The sequence below is a fragment of the Solimonas flava DSM 18980 genome (assembly GCF_000426685.1).
GTDB classification, from domain to species: Bacteria; Pseudomonadota; Gammaproteobacteria; order Nevskiales; family Nevskiaceae; genus Solimonas; species Solimonas flava.
This window is the reverse complement of record NZ_AUFV01000007.1, coordinates 259,227-275,659: the sequence shown is the minus strand read 5'-3', so window position 1 is coordinate 275,659 and position 16,433 is coordinate 259,227. Positions and strand designations below refer to the sequence as shown.

The window sequence follows — 16,433 nt, the reverse complement described above, 5'->3', positions numbered from 1 at the left end:
GCCGCCTAAAGCGCTTGCGCGAGAGCCCGCGGCACCGGCACGGGGAAGTCGAGCAGCATCTGGGCGAAGGCCTTGCCCTGCGGGTCGGTGCGCAGGCTGGCCGCTCCGCCGCCGCCGAGGGCATGGTGGAGCAGGAAGTTGAGCGCCTGCGTGCCGGGCAGCGTCCAGCGCTCGACCCGGCCGTCGCGGCCGCCGGCGAGCACGTGGGCGAACCAGTCGCGCACCGCCTCGGCCGTCAGCGCCGCCTCGATCAGCGGCAGGAACTCCGGCCGGCGGGCGATCACGCCGATGTTGGCGTCGTCGCCCTTGTCGCCGGAGCGGGCCAGCGCCAGACGCAGCAGCGGCAGCTCGACGCAGTCGCCGGACGGCGCTGCCGGCGCCGCGGCGGCGGGCGGCGGCGGCGCCACGAAGCCGCCGGCGGTCGGCACCTCGACCGCGAAGCGCTCCGTGCCGATCGCCACCTCGATCGGCACGCGTGTCTTCGGCACCAGCGTCGAGAACAGCTTCGGCACCATGTGCGGCTCGGGCCGGCCGGCGCCGAAGTAGCCGGTGAAGCCCGGCGCCATGCCGGTCGCGGCCTGCGCGATCTCGCGCGAAAACAGCTTCAGCGCCTTGGGGTGCGGATGCTGGACGGCGATCTTGACGACCACCTCGCGCGTCGCCGCGGCGCCGGGCCGCGCGTGCGGCCCGTAGCTTTCCTCGGCACCGATGCAATGAATGTCGACGCCGGAGAAATCGCCGAGCTTCTGCGCCAACAGCTGGCGGCGCACCTTGTCGACGATCGCCGTCGCCGAGGCGCGGCCCTTCTTCGCCGCGTCGATGCCGCCGATCATGAACAGCGCCGCGCAGCGCATGCCGGCCGGCATCGTCGCGCTGACCTTGTAGGTGTCGGTCGGCGCCTGCCCCTTCGCGCCGCTGACACGGACGCGGTTGTCGCCGGCCGGCTCCAGCCGCACCTGGGTGAAATCGCAGGCGACGTCCGGCAGCAGATAGGCGCGCGGATCGCCGATCTCGTAGAGCATCTGTTCGAGCACGGTGTGCACCGAAACCAGACCGCCGGTGCCGTCCGGCTTGGTGACGACAAAGCCGCCGTCGGGCTCGACCTCGACGATCGGAAAGCCCATGTCGGCGTAGCCTTCGCGCACCAGCTCCCAGTCGGTGAAGTTGCCGCCGGTGCACTGCGCGCCGCATTCGATGATGTGGCCGGCGAGCGAGCCGGCGGCGAGGCGGTCGTAGTCGTCGGCGCGCCAGCCGAATGCGTGCATCAGCGGGCCGAGCACGACCGCCGAATCGACGCAGCGGCCGGTGATGACGACGTCGGCGCCGGCGGTGAGCGCGCGGGCGATCGGGATCGCGCCAAGGTAGGCGTTCATCGAGATGGTCGTCGCCGGCAGCGGCTTGCCGCTGCCGATCTCGACGCAGTCGGCGAAGTCCTTGCGCCGCGCATTGAGATCGTCGCCGAGCACCACCGCGACACGCAGCGCGATGCCGGCCTTGGCGGCCGCGGCTTCGAGCGCCGCCTTGCAGGCGAGCGGATTGACGCCGCCGGCATTGGCGACGACCTTGATGCGCCGCTCGACCAGCTGCGGCAGCAGCGGCGCCATCACGTGCTCGACGAAATCGGTCGCGTACCCCTCGTTCGGGTCGCGTAGGCGCTTGGCGGCGAGGATCGACATGGTGATCTCGGCCAGGTAATCGAACACCAGATAGTCGAGCGCGCCGCGCTCGACGAGCTGCGCCGCCGCCGTGTTGGTATCGCCCCAGAACGCCGAGGCGCAGCCGATGCGGATGCTCTTGTTCACGAACCCTCCTGCGGTAAGCCACATTGCCGCGGCACCGTGTATGACGGCGCCTGCACGGCAGAATGCGTGCAGACTCAGGGACGAAGCAAGGAAAACCTGGCTTACGGCAGGATCGTGTAGCGGCGCGCCGCGCCGCGATCCCGGACGCGCGCTACAGCGGCAGCAGCCAGCGCCGCAGCGCCCACAGCACGGCGGCCGCGAGCAGGCCGGCGACGGCGTCGTCGAGCATGATGCCGAAGCCGCCGTGCACCTGACGGTCGATCACGCGGATCGGCCAGGGCTTGGCGATGTCGAACAGGCGGAACAGCGCGAACGCCAGCGCAATGCCCAGCGCCCAGCGTCCGGCGCCCTGCGGCGCCAGCCAGACCAGCGGCGCGGCGGCGATCAGATAGCCGACGATCTCGTCGAAGACGATGCCGCCGTAATCATGCACGCCGAGCAGGCGCGCGCTCTCGCCGCAGATGAAACAGCCGGCGACGAACAGCAGCGCCGTCGCCGCCACGAACGCCGGCCACGGCAGCCACAGCAGCGCCAGGAAGAACGCGACGCCGACCAGCGTGCCGAAAGTGCCCGGCGCGCGCGGCGCGAGTCCGGCGCCGAAACCGAAGGCCAGCACGTGCTCCGGCGTCGACCAGATCAGCTCGGCCGGCGGCTTCGGGAACGGAGCGGTCTTCGGGATCGGCTTCATGGGAAATGTCGGTAGGCCTGCGGCAGGTGCTCGACGATACCACCGCCCGCGTCGCGCACCCGCAGGCCGGGCTCGGCGACGATGCGGCCGACCACACTCAGCGCCAGCGGCGCGCAGGCACGGCGCGCGTCGTCGAGGCGCTCCGGCGGCACGCAGACGCACAGCTCGTAATCATCGCCGCCGGCAAGCTGCAGCGCGGCAGCGGCGCTGCCGGCACCGCGCGCGAACGCCGGCGAGGCCGGCAGCGCCGCCAGTTCCAGTTCGGCGCCGACGCCGCTCGCCGCGCAGACGTGACCGAGATCGCCGGCCAGACCGTCGGACAGATCGATCGCGGCGCTGGCGATGCCGCGCAGCGCGAGCCCGGCGGCGTTACGCGGCGTCGGCCGGTCGAGCCGGGCGCGCAAGGCGCGGCCGTCGTCGTCGCGCGGCAGCTCGCCGGCCTGCCAGCGGCGCAGCGCCAGCGCCGCATCGCCAAGCGTGCCGGTGACGCAGATACAGTCGCCGACACGCGCGCCGGCGCGGCGCAGCGCGGCGCCGGGCGGCACGCTGCCGAGCGCGGTGACGGTGATCGACAAGGGGCCGCGCGTGGTGTCGCCGCCGACCAGCGCGATACCGGCTTCGCGCGCCAGCGCACCGACACCGGCCGCGAAGTCCGCGAGCCACGCAGCATCGGCCTGCGGCAGGCTCAGCGCCAGCGTGAACGTCCACGGCCGCGCGCCCATCGCCGCCAGATCGGAGAGATTGACGGCGAGCGCCTTCCAGCCGATGTCGAAAGCCGCGGTCTCGGCCGGAAAATGGCGGCCGGCGATCAGCGTGTCGCAGGTGATCGCGATCTGCGCGCCGGGCGGCGGCTGCAGCAGCGCGCAGTCGTCGCCGACGCCGAGCGCCACCCCCTCGCCGTCCGGCGTCAGGCCGGCGAAGTAGCGGCGGATGAGCGCGAACTCATCCATGGTGCACGACTAGAAGCCCGCGCGCATTTCCTCGGCGCGCGCCACGTGCGCAAGCTTGTCGAGCACGCCGTTGACGAACTTGTAGCCGTCCTCGGCGCCGAACATCTTGGCGAGGTTCACCGACTCGTTGACGACGACCTTCCACGGCACGTCGCGGCGATGCTCGATCTCGTAGGCGCCGAGCAGCAGGATCGCGTGCTCGACCGGATCGAGCTGCGTCAGCGGCCGGTCGAGGTGCGGCACCAGCGCCATCGTCAGGTCCGGCGCCTGCTGCACGACGCCGTTGAGCAGTTCGGCGAAGTACGCGGGATCGGCGCGGCCGAGCCCTTCCTCCTGCTCGCGGAACTGCTTGAGCAGCGCTTCCGGCGAGGCCTCGTTGAGCAGCCACTGATACAGCGCCTGCACCGTCAGGCGGCGCGCCAGACCACGGCGGCTCTGCGGCGCACTCTGCGGGAGCTCGCTCATGCCAGTTCCTTGCGCAGGCGCAGCATTTCGAGCATCGCGGCGGCGGCCTCGTAGCCCTTGTTGGTCTCGCCCGGACCGGAACGCTCGACGGCCTGCGCGACGGTATTGACCGTCAGCACGCCGAAGCCGACCGGCTTGCCGGTCGCCAGCTGCACGTCGAGCAGGCCGCGCGCGCATTCGCCGGCGACGTAGTCGAAGTGCGGCGTGTCGCCGCGGATCACCGCGCCGAGCGCGACCACGCCGTCGTAACCGGAATCGAGCAGCAGCTTGGCGGCGAGCGGCACCTCGTAGGCGCCGGGCGCGCGATGGAAATCGACACGCTTGTCGGCGACGCCCCAGGCCTTCAGGCAGGCGCGTGCGCCGGCGACCAGCGCGTCGACGATCTCGACGTTCCAGCGCGTCGCGACGATCGCGATCCGCGCCTTGGCGAACTCACCGGCCTTCGGCATCTCCGGCACGGCGTAGCCGGTCTTGGCGTCGGCCGGTACTGCGCGGCGCGCGGCCGGCGCCTTCTTCTTCGGTTTCGGGTTCTTGCTCATCAGGTTTTCAGTCGCAGGCCACGTATTCGACGACTTCGAGACCGAAGCCGGAGATTCCCTGCATGCGTTTCGGGGCCGACAGCACGCGCATCTTGCGCACGCCGAGGTCGGAAAGGATCTGCGCGCCGATGCCGTAGGTGCGCAGCAGCGGCCGCGTATCGTGCGGCGTCTCGTCCTGCATGTTCAGCGAGACGATCTGCTGCACCAGCTCGCGCGACGATTCCGGCTTGCGCAGCAGCACGACCACGCCGCTGCCCTCGTCGGCGATGCGCTTGAGCGCGCGGCGCAGCGGCCAGGCGAAGTCGTCGTGGCGGACGCCGAGCACGTCCTGCAGCGTGTTGCGCAGATGCACGCGCACCAGCGTCGGCTTGGCCGAATCGACATTGCCCTTGACCATGGCCAGATGCACGGTGTTGTCGACCGTGTCCTGATAGGTGACGAGGCGGAAGTCGCCGAACTCGGTGCTGACGTGGGTCTCGGCGACGCGCTCGACGGTGTGCTCGTTGTCGAGCCGGTAGCGGATCAGGTCGGCGATCGTGCCGAGCTTGATGCCGTGCTCGCGGCCGAACTTTTCGAGGTCCGGGCGGCGCGCCATCGTGCCGTCCTCGTTCAGCACCTCGACGATCACCGCCGCCGGCTCGAAGCCCGCCAGGCGCGCCAGATCGCAGCCGGCCTCGGTGTGGCCGGCGCGCGTCAGCACGCCGCCGGGCTGGGCCATCAGCGGAAAGATGTGGCCCGGCTGAACCAGATCTTCGGGCTTGGCGTCGTGCTTGACCGCGGCCAGCACGGTGCGCGCGCGGTCGTGCGCCGAGATGCCGGTCGTGACGCCGTGCGCGGCCTCGATCGAGACCGTGAACGCCGTCTTGTGGTTTTCCTCGTTGCGCGAAACCATCTGCGGCAGGCGCAGCTGCCGGCAGCGCTCCTGGGTCAGCGTCAGGCAGATCAGGCCGCGGCCGTAGCGGGCCATGAAGTTGATGTCCTCCGCGCGCACGCGCTCGGCGGCCATGATCAGATCGCCTTCGTTCTCGCGGTTCTCGTCATCCATGAGGATGACCATCTTGCCGGCCTTGATGTCGGCGACGATGTCCTCGATCGCGTCGAGCTTGCCGCCGCGCGCCTCGTCGATGTTCGCAATCCTGGTGCTCATACCTGCTTAACTCCTCGCCTCCAGCAGCCGCTCCAGATAGCGGGCGATCAGGTCGACCTCGAGGTTGACCGCGTCACCCGGCTGCAGCGCGCCCAGGCTGGTATGGGCGAGCGTGTGCGGAATGATGTTAACGCCAAACGTGCGGCCCTCGACGTCGTTGACCGTGAGGCTGACGCCGTCGATGCAGATCGAGCCCTTGCGCGCGATGTAGCGCGCCAGCGCCGCCGGCGCCTCGAAGCGCATGCGCGTCGAGCGCGCGTCCTCGTGCCGTTCGAGCAGCTGGCCGACGCCGTCGACATGGCCGGACACCATATGGCCGCCGAGCGGCTTTTCCGGCGTCAGCGCGCGTTCGAGGTTGACCGCGGCGCCGGCCTGCCAGCGGCCGGCCGTGGTCAGGTTCAGCGTCTCCGCCGACAGGTCGGCCATGAAGCCGTCGTCGGACAGGCTGGTCGCCGTCAGGCACACGCCGTTGACGGCGATGCTGTCGCCGAGCTGCGTGCCGCGCAGATAGCCCGGCGCGCGAAAGACCATGCGGCGATCGCCGCCGACCGATTCGATGCTGTCGATGCGGCCGAGCGCTTCGATGATGCCGGTGAACATCGCAAACTCCTTGCGTGGGGCCGTCAGGGCCGGGGGCGCAGCGTGAGGCGCAGGTCGGCGCCGACCGCGCGCGTATCGACGAATTCGAGCGCGATGCGCTGCGACAGCCGCGTCAGGCCCGGCAGGTACGCGAACGGGCGCGCGTCGTGGCCGAGCAGCGTCGGCGCGACGTAGGCGACGATCTCGTCGACCAGGCCGTGCAGCAGGGCCGCGCCGGCCAGCCGCGGCCCGCATTCGAGCAGGATCTCGTTGACCTCGGCGCGCGCCAGCGCCGCGAGCACCGCGTCGAGCTGCAGCGAGCCGTCGGCCGCGCGCGCCACCTTCAGCACCTCGACGCCGTCCGGCACTTCGCGCGGCGCCACGCCGACGACCCAGAAGCGCCGCGCCTCACCGTCCCAGACGCGCGCCGTCGACGGCACGCGCGCGGTCGAGTCGAGCACGATGCGATCGGGCTGGCGCCGGCCGGGCGCCGTCTCGTCGCCGTCGGCCGCCGGCAGGCGCACCGTCAGCTGCGGATTGTCCGCCATCACTGTCGCGACGCCGGTCATCACCGCGCCGGCCGCGGCGCGCAGGCGGTGCACGTCGGCGCGCGCCGGCGCGCCGGTGATCCACTGGCTCTCGCCGCTCGCCATCGCCGTGCGGCCGTCGAGGCTGGCGGCGAGCTTGAGCGTCAGCCACGGCCGCGCACGCCGCATCCGCGACAGGAAGCCGCGATTGAGGCGCTCGGCATCGGCGGCGAGCAGACCGGTCTCGACCTCGATGCCGGCGGCGCGCAGCCGGGCGATGCCGCCGCCGGCGACCTTCGGATTCGGGTCGACGGTCGCGACCCAGACTTTGCGCACGCCGGCGGCGACCAGCGCGTCGGCGCACGGCGGCGTGCGGCCGTGATGGGCGCAGGGCTCCAGCGTGACGAACACCTCGGCGCCGCGCGCCCGTTCGCCCGCCATGCGCAGCGCGTAAACCTCCGCGTGCGGCTCGCCGGCACGCAGGTGCGCGCCCTCGCCGACCACATCGCCGTCGCGGACGATCACGCAGCCGACGCGCGGATTCGGGTGCGTCGTGTAGACACCCCGCTCGGCGAGCCGCAGGGCCCGCGCCATGTGTAGCGCCGCGTCAGCCGGAGTCATGGACGGAGAGCGGGGCGCTCAGCCGGACTTGCCGCGACGGCGGGCGGCCGTCGCGTCGGCTTCGAGCAGCGGCAGCTGCGACTTGCGCTCCTCGGCGCTCGGCTGCGCCTGCAGGCGCTCGATTTCCTCGCGGAAGGCGTTGACGTCGGAGAACGCGCGATAGATCGACGCGAAGCGCACGTAGGCGACGTGGTCGAGATCGCGCAGCTCCTCCATCACCCACTCGCCGACCTGGCGCGACGGCACTTCGCGCTCGCCCGACGCGCGCATCTTGCGCATGACGTTCTCGACGGCGTGATCGACCATCTCCGGCGACACCGGGCGCTTGTAGATGGCGTGGCCGATGCCGGCGCGCAGCTTGTCCTCGCGGAACGGCTCCGGATCACCGCTGCGCTTGACGACATTGGGCATCGACAGCTGCGCGCGCTCGAAAGTCGTGAAGCGGCCGCCGCAGCGCTCGCATTCGCGGCGGCGGCGTACCTGCGCGCCGTCCTCGGCCAGACGCGAATCGACGACGCGGGTATCCGGCGCCTTGCAGAACGGACACTGCATCGTCGTCTATCCCGTCGCGGGCCGGCGGCTCAGGCGCGCCGGCCGTAGACCGGGAAGCGCGCGCACAGCGCCTCGACCTCGCCGCGCACGCGCGCGACGACTGCTTCGACGTCGGCGGCCGCCGACATCGCATCGACGATGTCGGCGATCCAGTTCGCGACGGTGGCCATCTCGGCTTCCTTGAAGCCGCGCGTGGTCGAAGCCGGCGAGCCGAGACGCAGGCCCGAGGTCACGAACGGCGACTTCGGGTCGTTCGGCACCGAATTCTTGTTGACGGTGATGTGGGCGCGGCCGAGCGCGGCCTCGGCGTCCTTGCCGGTCACGTTCTTGGCGATCAGGTCGAGCAGGAACAGGTGATTGTCAGTGCCGCCGGAGACGACCTTGTAGCCGCGGTCGAGGAAGACCTGGGCCATCGCCCGGGCGTTGGCGACGACCTGCTTCTGATAGACCTTGAAGCTCGGGTCCAGCGCTTCCTTGAAAGCGACGGCCTTGGCGGCGACCACGTGCATCAGCGGGCCGCCCTGGATGCCCGGGAACACCGCCGACTGGAACTTCTTGTTGAAGTCCTCGCCCTGGCCCTTGGTCAGGATGATGCCGCCGCGCGGACCGCGCAGCGTCTTGTGCGTGGTGCTGGTGACGACGTGCGCGTACGGCAGCGGGCTCGGGTATTCGCCGGCGGCGACCAGGCCGGCGACGTGCGCCATGTCGACCCAGAAGTAAGCGCCGACCTTGTCGGCGATCTCGCGCATGCGCTTCCAGTCCTTGACGCGCGAGTACGCCGAGAAGCCGCCGATCAGCAGCTTCGGCTTGGTCTCGAGCGCGATGCGCTCCATCTCGTCGTAGTTGATCAGGCCGGTTTCGACGTCCAGGCCGTACGGCACGATCTTGTACTGCTTGCCGGAGAAGTTCGCCGGGTTGCCGTGCGTCAGATGGCCGCCCTGCGCGAGGTTCATGCCCATCACGGTGTCGCCCGGATTGACCAGGGCGAGGAAGATCGCCGCGTTGGCCTGCGCGCCCGAGTGCGGCTGCACGTTGGCGTAATCGCAGTCGAACAGCTGCTTGAGGCGGTCGATCGCCAGCTGCTCGGCGATGTCGACGAACTCGCAGCCGCCGTAGTAGCGCTTGCCCGGATAGCCTTCGGCGTACTTGTTGGTGAGCACGCTGCCCTGCGCTTCCATGACCGCCGGGCTGGCGTAGTTCTCGGAGGCGATCAGCTCGATGTGCGCCTCCTGGCGGCCGGCTTCCTTGACGATGGCAGCGTTCAGTTCAGGATCGAATTCGGCGAGACGCGGGGCGCGTTCGAACATGGGCGGGAGTCCCTCGGCGGGCAAAGGATTGAAGATGGAGACGACTTTGGGGGCGCATATTCTACCCGAGCCCCAAGCACTTGGGGCTCGCACCCCGGCAGCCCGCAATCGGTAGTGAGGCTTAGGGGAAGCCGCGGCTCAGGGCGTGCCCGGTTCGGCGCGCCACTGCTCGGCGCCGAGGAAGATCAGGCGCAGCTGGCCGACGAAGTTGGCCTCCAGCTCGCGCGCCAGCTGCGGCTGCTCCGGCGGCAGGTCGAGGATGTCGCTGGCCGCGTTGAGCATGGTGTTGACGACCAGGCTGCAGATCATCTCCAGCGTCTCGCTCGGCAGATCCGGCCGGAAGCCGAGCTGGCGCAGATCCTGGGCCATCTCGCGCATGAAGTGGCCGACTTCGGTGCGGATCGCCTGGCGCATCGCCGGCGAGCCGCCGCTGCGTTCGCTGGTCGCGGCGCGGAACTGGCGCGGATGGGCGCGCACGTACTGCAGGTAGATCGCCACCGAGTGGCGAATGATGTCGTGCGTCGGCACCCCGCCCTTGCGCGCCTCGCGCAGCAGGCGACGCAGCGTCAGCCCGCACTCCTCGACGAGCGCGAGGCCGAGTTCGTCCATGTCGCGGAAATGCCGGTAGAACGCCGTCGGCACCACGCCGGCCTCGCGCGTCAGCTCGCGCAGGCTCAGGCTCGGAAAGCTGTGCCCGCGGCTCATCAGCGTCAGCGCCGCGTCGAGCAGACGCTCGCGCGTCAGCTGCTTGCGCGCGCCGCGGCCGAGCGGTTCGCCGTCGAGCGGGACCGGGCGCGAGGAAGTTTTCATCGCCATGTTCACAGCATAACAGCCTTTTCCAGCATGGACTTACGGTTCACATCTCGATGAGATCGCGTTTTCAGTGAACACTTGTTGACATCGGACGATGGCATCGGCAGGATGTGTGCACACTTGTTCACCGAGCCGCGCCCATGCCCTCCGCCGCCCCGCTACTGCGCCGCGCCGCCGACCGCGTCCTGCGCGCGTCCTGGCTGCATCCGCTGAACGACGCCGACGCCCTCAACGATCTGCTCGGCTGGGTCGATCCGCGCTGGTCGCTGACCGAGATCCGCGCCGAACTGGTCCGCCGCGAGCCGGAAACCGACGAGGTCTGCAGTTTCTGGCTGCGCCCGAACCACCTGTGGCCGGGCTTCGCCGGCGGCCAGCACCTCAGCGTGCAGGTCGAGATCGACGGCGTGCGCCAGCAGCGTTGCTTCAGCCTCAGCTCGGACCCGGCTGAACCGCGCCTGCTGCGCCTTACCGTCAAGCGCCACGACGGCGGCCGCGTCTCGCGCTGGCTGCACGAGCGCCTGCAGCCGGGCGACGTCGTCACGCTCGGCGCGCCGAGCGGCGACTTCGTGCTGCCGGCACGCCTCGAACATCCGCTGCTGCTGATCGGCGCCGGCAGCGGCATGACGCCGGTGCTCTCGCTGCTGTATGCGCTGCGCACGCGCGCGCCGCAGGCCGACGTCGTGCTGCTGCAGGTCTGCCGCAGCCCGGCCGACGAACTGTTCGCCGGTGAACTGCAGGCGCTGGCGCGCGACTGGCCGGGCCTGCGTGTGCAGGTCTGGCATACGGCGCAGCGCGGCCGCCCCGACGCGGCGACGCTGCTGGCCGGCGTCGCCGACGCCGCCGCGCGCGAAACCTATGTCTGCGGCCCGGCGCCGTTCATGGCAGCGATCGAAACGCAGCGGCAGGCCCTCGGCGCGAGCGCGCCGCTGCATCTGGAACGCTTCGGCCTGCCGCCGCGCGCGCCGGTCGACGGCGCTGCCGCCGACGTGCGCTGCACCCGTTCGGAGCGCGCCTTCGCGGCGGCGCCCGGCACGGCCCTGCTGGCCGCCGCCGAAAGCGCCGGTCTCAAGCCCGCCTACGGCTGCCGCATCGGCATCTGCCACACCTGCCTGTGCCACAAGCGCAGCGGCAGCGTCGAAAACCTGGTGAGCGGCGAGCGCAGCGACGGCGACGAATGGATCCGCCTCTGCGTCAGCGCCGCCCGCAGCGATCTCGAACTCGACCTTTGAATCCGATGACCACCCTCTCGAAGTCCATGGAGAAGCGCATGAACGCCGCCAGGCCCCGCCTCAGCCGCACCCAGGTCGCCGCGCTGCAGACCGAACTCGACGCCGTGCGCGACAGCGTGATGAGCACGCTCGGCGAGCGCGACGTCGCCCACATCCGCAAGATGATCCGTCGCGCGCGCGGCAGCGCGATCGCCGGCCGCGCGATGATCGGACTCGGGCTCGATCCCTTCAGCTTCGTCGTCGGCGTCGCCGCACTGGCGCACGCCAAGATCGTCGAGAACATGGAGATCGGCCACAACGTCATGCACGGCCAGTACGACTGGACCAACGATCCGGCCCTGAACTCGCTGCGTTACGAATGGGACAACGTCTGCGACGCCGGCATGTGGCGCCATTTCCACAACTACGAGCACCACACCTACACCAACATCCTCGGCAAGGATCGCGACTTCGGCTACACGATCCTGCGCCTGTCGGACGAGCAGAAGTGGCATCCGTTCTTCCTGTTCCAGCCGCTCTGGAACGCGATCCTGGCGCTCGCCTTCGAGTTCGGCGTCGGCGGCCATGACATCCAGGCCGAGCGCCTGCTGAACGGCACGATGAGCTGGCAGGAATTCAAGGCGCGCTCGAAGCCTTTCCATCGCAAGATCCGCAAGCAGCTCGCCAAGGACTACGTGCTGTTCCCGCTGCTGACGTTCTGGAATGCGCCGCGCGTGCTGCTCGGCAACCTGCTCGCCAACCTGATCCGCAACCTGTGGTCGTACGCGATCATCTTCTGCGGTCATTTCCCGAACGGCACCGAAGTGTTCAGCGAAGAGGAAACGCGGGACGAGACGCGCGGCGACTGGTACGTACGGCAGATCGTCGGCTCGGCGAACATCGAGGGCAGCCGCACGTTCCATATCCTCAGCGGCCATCTGAGCCACCAGATCGAACACCATCTGTTCCCGGACATGCCGGCGCATCGCTACGCCGAGATCGCGTCGCAGGTTCGCGCCATCTGCGCCAGGTACGGCCTCGCCTACAACACCGCGAGCTTCGCGCGGCAGTACGGCACGGTGCTGGCCAAGGTGTTCCGCCATGCGTTACCGTCGCGGCGCGCCACCCCGGCGTTCGCTTGAGGCACTCCCCGCCATGAAGACGCTGCAGCGCCTCGAACTGCTCAAGGATCTCGTGCAGCAGGCCGTCGATCGCGGCGCGACCTCGGTCGAAGCCGTCCACCAGCACATCGCGGCGCTGCCGTTCGAGATGCTGGAGAAGTCCGGCCTGCTCGATGACGACAAGCTCAAGCTGAAGGAAAAGCAGCAGCGCACGATCGGCGCGGTCTACGACGCGATCCGCCGCGTCAACCAGCAGATCGGCCAGCTGCTGTCCGACCAGTTCGAACTCGTCGAGGACGGCGCGCACATCAAGCAGGTGCTCGACGAACAGACGCAGCCAGCGCCCAAGCCGGCACCGAAGCGCAAACCGGCCGCGAAGAAGCGCGCCCCGGCAAGCAAGGCACGCAAATCAGGCGCCAAGACCAAGAAGCCGGCCGCTTCCTGATCGGGGTTTTCCTGATCAGGCCTTTCCTGATCGGACTTTGGATTTCGCGCTGACGCGCGCCCTACTTCTCTTTGCTTATGCAAAGAGAAGTAGGCAAGAGAAACACACCCCTGGCTTACGCGCCGGCCCTCGCAGTAGCTCGGGCGTTCGCCGGGGCGGATGTCCACCGGACATCCGCAAACCCCCGGCTCACCCTGCGATGCTCGCCGGCCCGGCCGGCGCTGAAACTCGCGGTGCTACGCACCGCTCAAACAGTCAGCGCCGGACAGCCCCGGACCGGCTGCGCTTCTCGGCGCTGCGCAAAGGGGACCCAAAGGCGAACAGCAAAGCGTGCTTGCCGCGAAGCTCTGTCGTTGCTTTTGCCGTACGGGTCCCCTTGGGAGGCGGCGAGAAGCGCAGGCGCGAAGGGAAACAAGCGGCCGAGTGTCTGAGCATCGCGCAGCGATGCGAGTTTCGGCCGCGCCCTTCGTGCCGAGCATCGCAGCGGACCGGCGCGCAGCGCCAGCGCCGACCCAGGGGTGTGCTTTCTTTTGCTTACTTTTCTTTGCATAAGCAAAGAAAAGTGAGGCGCGCGTCAGCGCGAAATCAAATGCCCGATCAGGAAGAAACGCGACGAAGGGCGCGCAGACGAAAGCGCACCGGCCCACCCTCCCGAACCGTCGCGCTCAGTCGACGACCTCAAGCATCAAATCGAGCGCCGCGCGCGCCGGCTTCGCGACCTCTTCCGGCACGCGGATACGGTTGACCGTGTTGCCGGCGACGAGGTTGTCGAGCGTCCAGGCCAGATGTTGCGGATCGGTGCGAAACATCGTCGAGCACATGCACACGGTCGGCGACATGAACTCGACCGTCACGCCCTTGTCCTTCATCTCGTCGGCGAGGCGGTTGACCAGATTGAGCTCGGTGCCGACCAGCCAGTGCTCGCCCGGCGCCGACGCCCGCACCACACGCAGGATGTACTCGGTCGAGCCGACGTAGTCGCTCGCCTCACAAACCGCGAGCGCGTTCTCCGGATGGCTGATGACCTTGCCGTGCGGCACGCGCTGGCGGAAAGCGTCGATGTGCGCCGGCTGGAACATCTGGTGCACCGAGCAGAAGCCGCGCCACAGGATCATCTTCGCGGCCTTGATCTGCTCCGGCGTATTGCCGCCGAGCGGCTTGGTGAAATCCCAGACGATCATCTGCTCGAGCGGGATGCCCATCTTCTTCGCCGTATTGCGGCCGAGATGCTGATCGGGGAAGAACAGCACCTTCTCGCGCCGCGCGAAGCTCCATTCGAGCACCGCGCGGGCATTGCTCGACGTGCAGACGATGCCGCCGTGACGGCCGCAGAAGGCCTTCAGGTCGGCCGCCGAATTGATGTACGTGACCGGCGTGACGGTCTGGTCCGGATCGAGGATTTCGGACAGCTCGGCCCAGCACTTGTTGACCTTGACCAGATTCGCCATGTCGGCCATCGAGCAGCCGGCGGCGAGGTCCGGCAGGATCACCGTGCGCTTGCCGTCGGTCAGGATGTCCGCGACTTCGGCCATGAAATGCACGCCGCAGAACACGATGAAATCGGCATCGGTCTTCGACGCCAGCTGCGAGAGCTTCAGCGAGTCGCCGGTGAAATCGGCGTGCTTGAAGACCTCGTTGCGCTGGTAGTGATGGCCGAGGATGCAAAGGCGCTTGCCGAGGATCTGCTTGGCGGCGGCGATGCGGGCGTCGCACTCGCCGTCGTCGAGCAGGTTGAATTCGTCGATTTTCAGAGCCGCTGCCATCTCACACCTCCATCTGCCTGTCCCGCGCCGCGATCCCGCGACACAGCGGCCGCGACAAGGCGCGGCCGCTGCCGGCGCTTCACGAACTCGGCGCTTCCTTCGGCTGCACCGTCGAGCGGATGCTCAGCTCGCGCAGCGAACGTGCGTCGACCTCGCTCGGCGCCTGCGTCAGCGGATCGAACGCGGTCTGCGTCTTCGGGAACGCGATCACCTCGCGAATCGACTGTCCCCCGGCCATCAGCATGACCAGGCGGTCGAGGCCGAGCGCCAGGCCACCGTGCGGCGGCGCGCCGTACGACAGCGCTTCGAGCAGGAAGCCGAACTTCTCCTGCTGCTCCTCGGCGCCGATGCCGAGCAGATCGAACACCGCCTGCTGCACGTCCGGCGCGTGGATGCGCACCGAGCCGCCGCCGATCTCGACGCCATTGAGCACGATGTCGTAACCCTGCGACAGCGTCGCGCCCGGATCGGCGCGCAGCGCGGCGGCGTCGAACGGCTTGGGTGCGGTGAACGGATGGTGCAGCGAGACCCAGCGGCCGTCGTCCTCGTCCCACTCGAACATCGGCCAGTCGACGACCCACAGCGCGCGCCAACCGGTTGCCGTCAGGCCGAGATCGTTGCCGATCTTCAGGCGCAGCGCGCCGAGCGCGTCGCTGACGACCTTGCTCTTGTCGGCGCCGAAGAAGATCACATCGCCGGTCTGCGCGCCGCTGCGTTCGAGGATGCCGGTGAGCGCCGCGTCGTGCAGGTTCTTGACGATCGGCGAGCGCAGGCCGTCACGGCCCTTGGTCTTGTCGTCGACGACGATGTACGCCAGACCGCGCGCGCCGTAGATCTTGACGAACTCGGTGTACTTGTCGATCTCGCCGCGCGACAGCTTGGCGCCGCCCGGCACGCGCAGCGCCGTGACGCGGCACTTCGGATCGTTGGCCGGCGCCGAGAAGACCTTGAAGTCGACGTCGGCGACCAGATCCTTGACGTCGACCAGTTCGAGCGGATTGCGCAGGTCCGGCTTGTCGGAGCCGTAGCGGCGCATCGCCTCCTCGTAGCTCATGTGCGGCAGCGTGCCGAGGTCGACGCCGAGCACGCCCTGGAACAGATCCTTCACCAGCCCTTCGATCAGGGCCATGATCTGTTCCTGCGTCAGGAACGAGGTCTCGACGTCGAGCTGCGTGAATTCCGGCTGGCGGTCGGCGCGCAGGTCCTCGTCGCGGAAGCAGCGCGCGATCTGGTAGTAGCGGTCGAGCCCCGACATCATCAACAGCTGCTTGAACAGCTGCGGCGACTGCGGCAGCGCGAAGAACTTGCCGGGGTGCGTGCGCGAGGGCACGAGATAGTCGCGTGCGCCTTCCGGGGTCGCCTTGGTCAGGATCGGCGTCTCGACATCGACGAAGCCGTTGGCGTCCATGAAGTCGCGGATGCGCTTGATGACGTCGTGGCGCAGGCGCAGGTTCTTCTGCATCTGCGGGCGACGCAGGTCGATGTAGCGATACTTCAGGCGCGTGTCCTCGCCGACCGTCTCGTCGTCGAGGTGGAACGGCGGCGTTTCGGCGCGGTTCAGTAGCTCGATGTCCTTGGCGAGCAGCTCGACCTTGCCGGTCGCCAGATTGGCGTTCTCGGTGCCGGCCGGACGCGGGCGGACGCGGCCGCTGATCTTGACGACGTATTCGGAGCGCAGCTTGTCGGCGGCGGCGAAGGCTTCCTGCGTATCCGGATCGAACACGCATTGCAGCAGACCTTCGCGATCGCGCAGGTCGATGAAGATCACGCCGCCATGATCGCGGCGGCGATGCACCCAGCCGCAAACGGTAACGGTCTGGCCGGTCAGCGCTTCGGTGACCTGGCCGCAGTAATGGCTACGCATCGATGATTTCGTGGAGATTCCGCCCGGGGCGGAACGTATGGC

The 16,433-nt window shown here is 69.3% G+C and carries 16 protein-coding genes; 3 read left to right on the top strand and 13 right to left on the bottom strand.

The features are described from left to right. Nucleotides 1-5: 5 nt before the first annotated feature. From K343_RS0108695 to fabR, 11 genes are all read right to left on the bottom strand, one after another. The gene (locus K343_RS0108695) at nt 6-1,826 is read right to left on the bottom strand and encodes an acyclic terpene utilization AtuA family protein (protein WP_043112337.1); all 1,821 of its coding nucleotides are present in this window, start codon (nt 1,824-1,826) and stop codon (nt 6-8) included. A gap of 127 nt (nt 1,827-1,953) precedes the next feature. Beyond that, entirely contained in the window at nt 1,954-2,490 is a 537-nt protein-coding gene (locus K343_RS0108690) for a phosphatidylglycerophosphatase A family protein (RefSeq protein WP_028007732.1), read from the bottom strand. Next, complete coding sequence (gene thiL / locus K343_RS0108685) at nt 2,487-3,440, bottom strand: thiamine-phosphate kinase (protein ID WP_028007731.1); 954 nt, start codon at nt 3,438-3,440, stop codon at nt 2,487-2,489. Before thiL ends, K343_RS0108690 begins: the two co-directional genes overlap by 4 nt. A gap of 9 nt (nt 3,441-3,449) precedes the next feature. Further along, nucleotides 3,450-3,905 carry a transcription antitermination factor NusB gene (gene nusB / locus K343_RS0108680; RefSeq protein WP_020648182.1) on the bottom strand — a complete coding sequence of 152 codons (456 nt, stop codon included), beginning with the start codon at nt 3,903-3,905 and terminating at the stop codon, nt 3,450-3,452. After that, complete coding sequence (gene ribH, locus K343_RS0108675) at nt 3,902-4,354, bottom strand: 6,7-dimethyl-8-ribityllumazine synthase (RefSeq protein WP_026352780.1); 453 nt, start codon at nt 4,352-4,354, stop codon at nt 3,902-3,904. Before ribH ends, nusB begins: the two co-directional genes overlap by 4 nt. 97 nt (nt 4,355-4,451) lie before the next feature. Further along, nucleotides 4,452-5,591, bottom strand: coding sequence for a bifunctional 3,4-dihydroxy-2-butanone-4-phosphate synthase/GTP cyclohydrolase II (gene ribBA / locus K343_RS0108670; RefSeq protein WP_051278076.1), 1,140 nt, complete (start codon nt 5,589-5,591; stop codon nt 4,452-4,454). Nucleotides 5,592-5,597: 6 nt separating this feature from the next. Continuing rightward, nucleotides 5,598-6,191 carry a riboflavin synthase gene (locus tag K343_RS21475; RefSeq protein WP_020648185.1) on the bottom strand — a complete coding sequence of 198 codons (594 nt, stop codon included), beginning with the start codon at nt 6,189-6,191 and terminating at the stop codon, nt 5,598-5,600. A 23-nt stretch (nt 6,192-6,214) separates the two neighbouring features. After that, nucleotides 6,215-7,291, bottom strand: coding sequence for a bifunctional diaminohydroxyphosphoribosylaminopyrimidine deaminase/5-amino-6-(5-phosphoribosylamino)uracil reductase RibD (gene ribD, locus K343_RS0108660; protein ID WP_084615780.1), 1,077 nt, complete (start codon nt 7,289-7,291; stop codon nt 6,215-6,217). 45 nt (nt 7,292-7,336) lie between these two features. Further along, complete coding sequence (nrdR, locus tag K343_RS0108655; RefSeq protein WP_020648187.1) at nt 7,337-7,870, bottom strand: transcriptional regulator NrdR; 534 nt, start codon at nt 7,868-7,870, stop codon at nt 7,337-7,339. A 29-nt stretch (nt 7,871-7,899) separates the two neighbouring features. Next, on the bottom strand, nt 7,900-9,177 hold the full coding sequence (gene glyA / locus K343_RS0108650; RefSeq protein ID WP_028007728.1) for a serine hydroxymethyltransferase: 1,278 nt from the start codon (nt 9,175-9,177) through the stop codon (nt 7,900-7,902). Between the two features lie 138 nt (nt 9,178-9,315). After that, nucleotides 9,316-9,987: an HTH-type transcriptional repressor FabR gene (fabR, locus tag K343_RS0108645; protein WP_043112408.1), complete on the bottom strand. Its 672-nt coding sequence runs from the start codon at nt 9,985-9,987 to the stop codon at nt 9,316-9,318. Between the two features lie 143 nt (nt 9,988-10,130). On the opposite strand from fabR, the gene K343_RS0108640 reads away from it, so the two are divergent. From K343_RS0108640 to K343_RS0108630, 3 genes are read left to right on the top strand one after another with little or no spacing between them, the layout of a single operon-like run. Further along, nucleotides 10,131-11,219: a ferredoxin reductase gene (locus tag K343_RS0108640; protein WP_051278075.1), complete on the top strand. Its 1,089-nt coding sequence runs from the start codon at nt 10,131-10,133 to the stop codon at nt 11,217-11,219. A gap of 38 nt (nt 11,220-11,257) precedes the next feature. Then, complete coding sequence (locus tag K343_RS0108635; protein ID WP_245585147.1) at nt 11,258-12,340, top strand: fatty acid desaturase family protein; 1,083 nt, start codon at nt 11,258-11,260, stop codon at nt 12,338-12,340. Between the two features lie 13 nt (nt 12,341-12,353). Beyond that, the gene (locus K343_RS0108630) at nt 12,354-12,764 is read left to right on the top strand and encodes a hypothetical protein (protein ID WP_028007724.1); all 411 of its coding nucleotides are present in this window, start codon (nt 12,354-12,356) and stop codon (nt 12,762-12,764) included. 665 nt (nt 12,765-13,429) lie between these two features. On the opposite strand, the gene nadA is transcribed toward K343_RS0108630, so the two are convergent. After that, nucleotides 13,430-14,527: a quinolinate synthase NadA gene (gene nadA / locus K343_RS0108625; RefSeq protein WP_028007723.1), complete on the bottom strand. Its 1,098-nt coding sequence runs from the start codon at nt 14,525-14,527 to the stop codon at nt 13,430-13,432. A gap of 79 nt (nt 14,528-14,606) precedes the next feature. After that, a complete protein-coding gene (gene aspS, locus K343_RS0108620; RefSeq protein WP_028007722.1) occupies nt 14,607-16,391 on the bottom strand; it encodes an aspartate--tRNA ligase in 1,785 nt (594 codons plus the stop codon). Between the last annotated feature and the right edge of the window lie 42 nt (nt 16,392-16,433).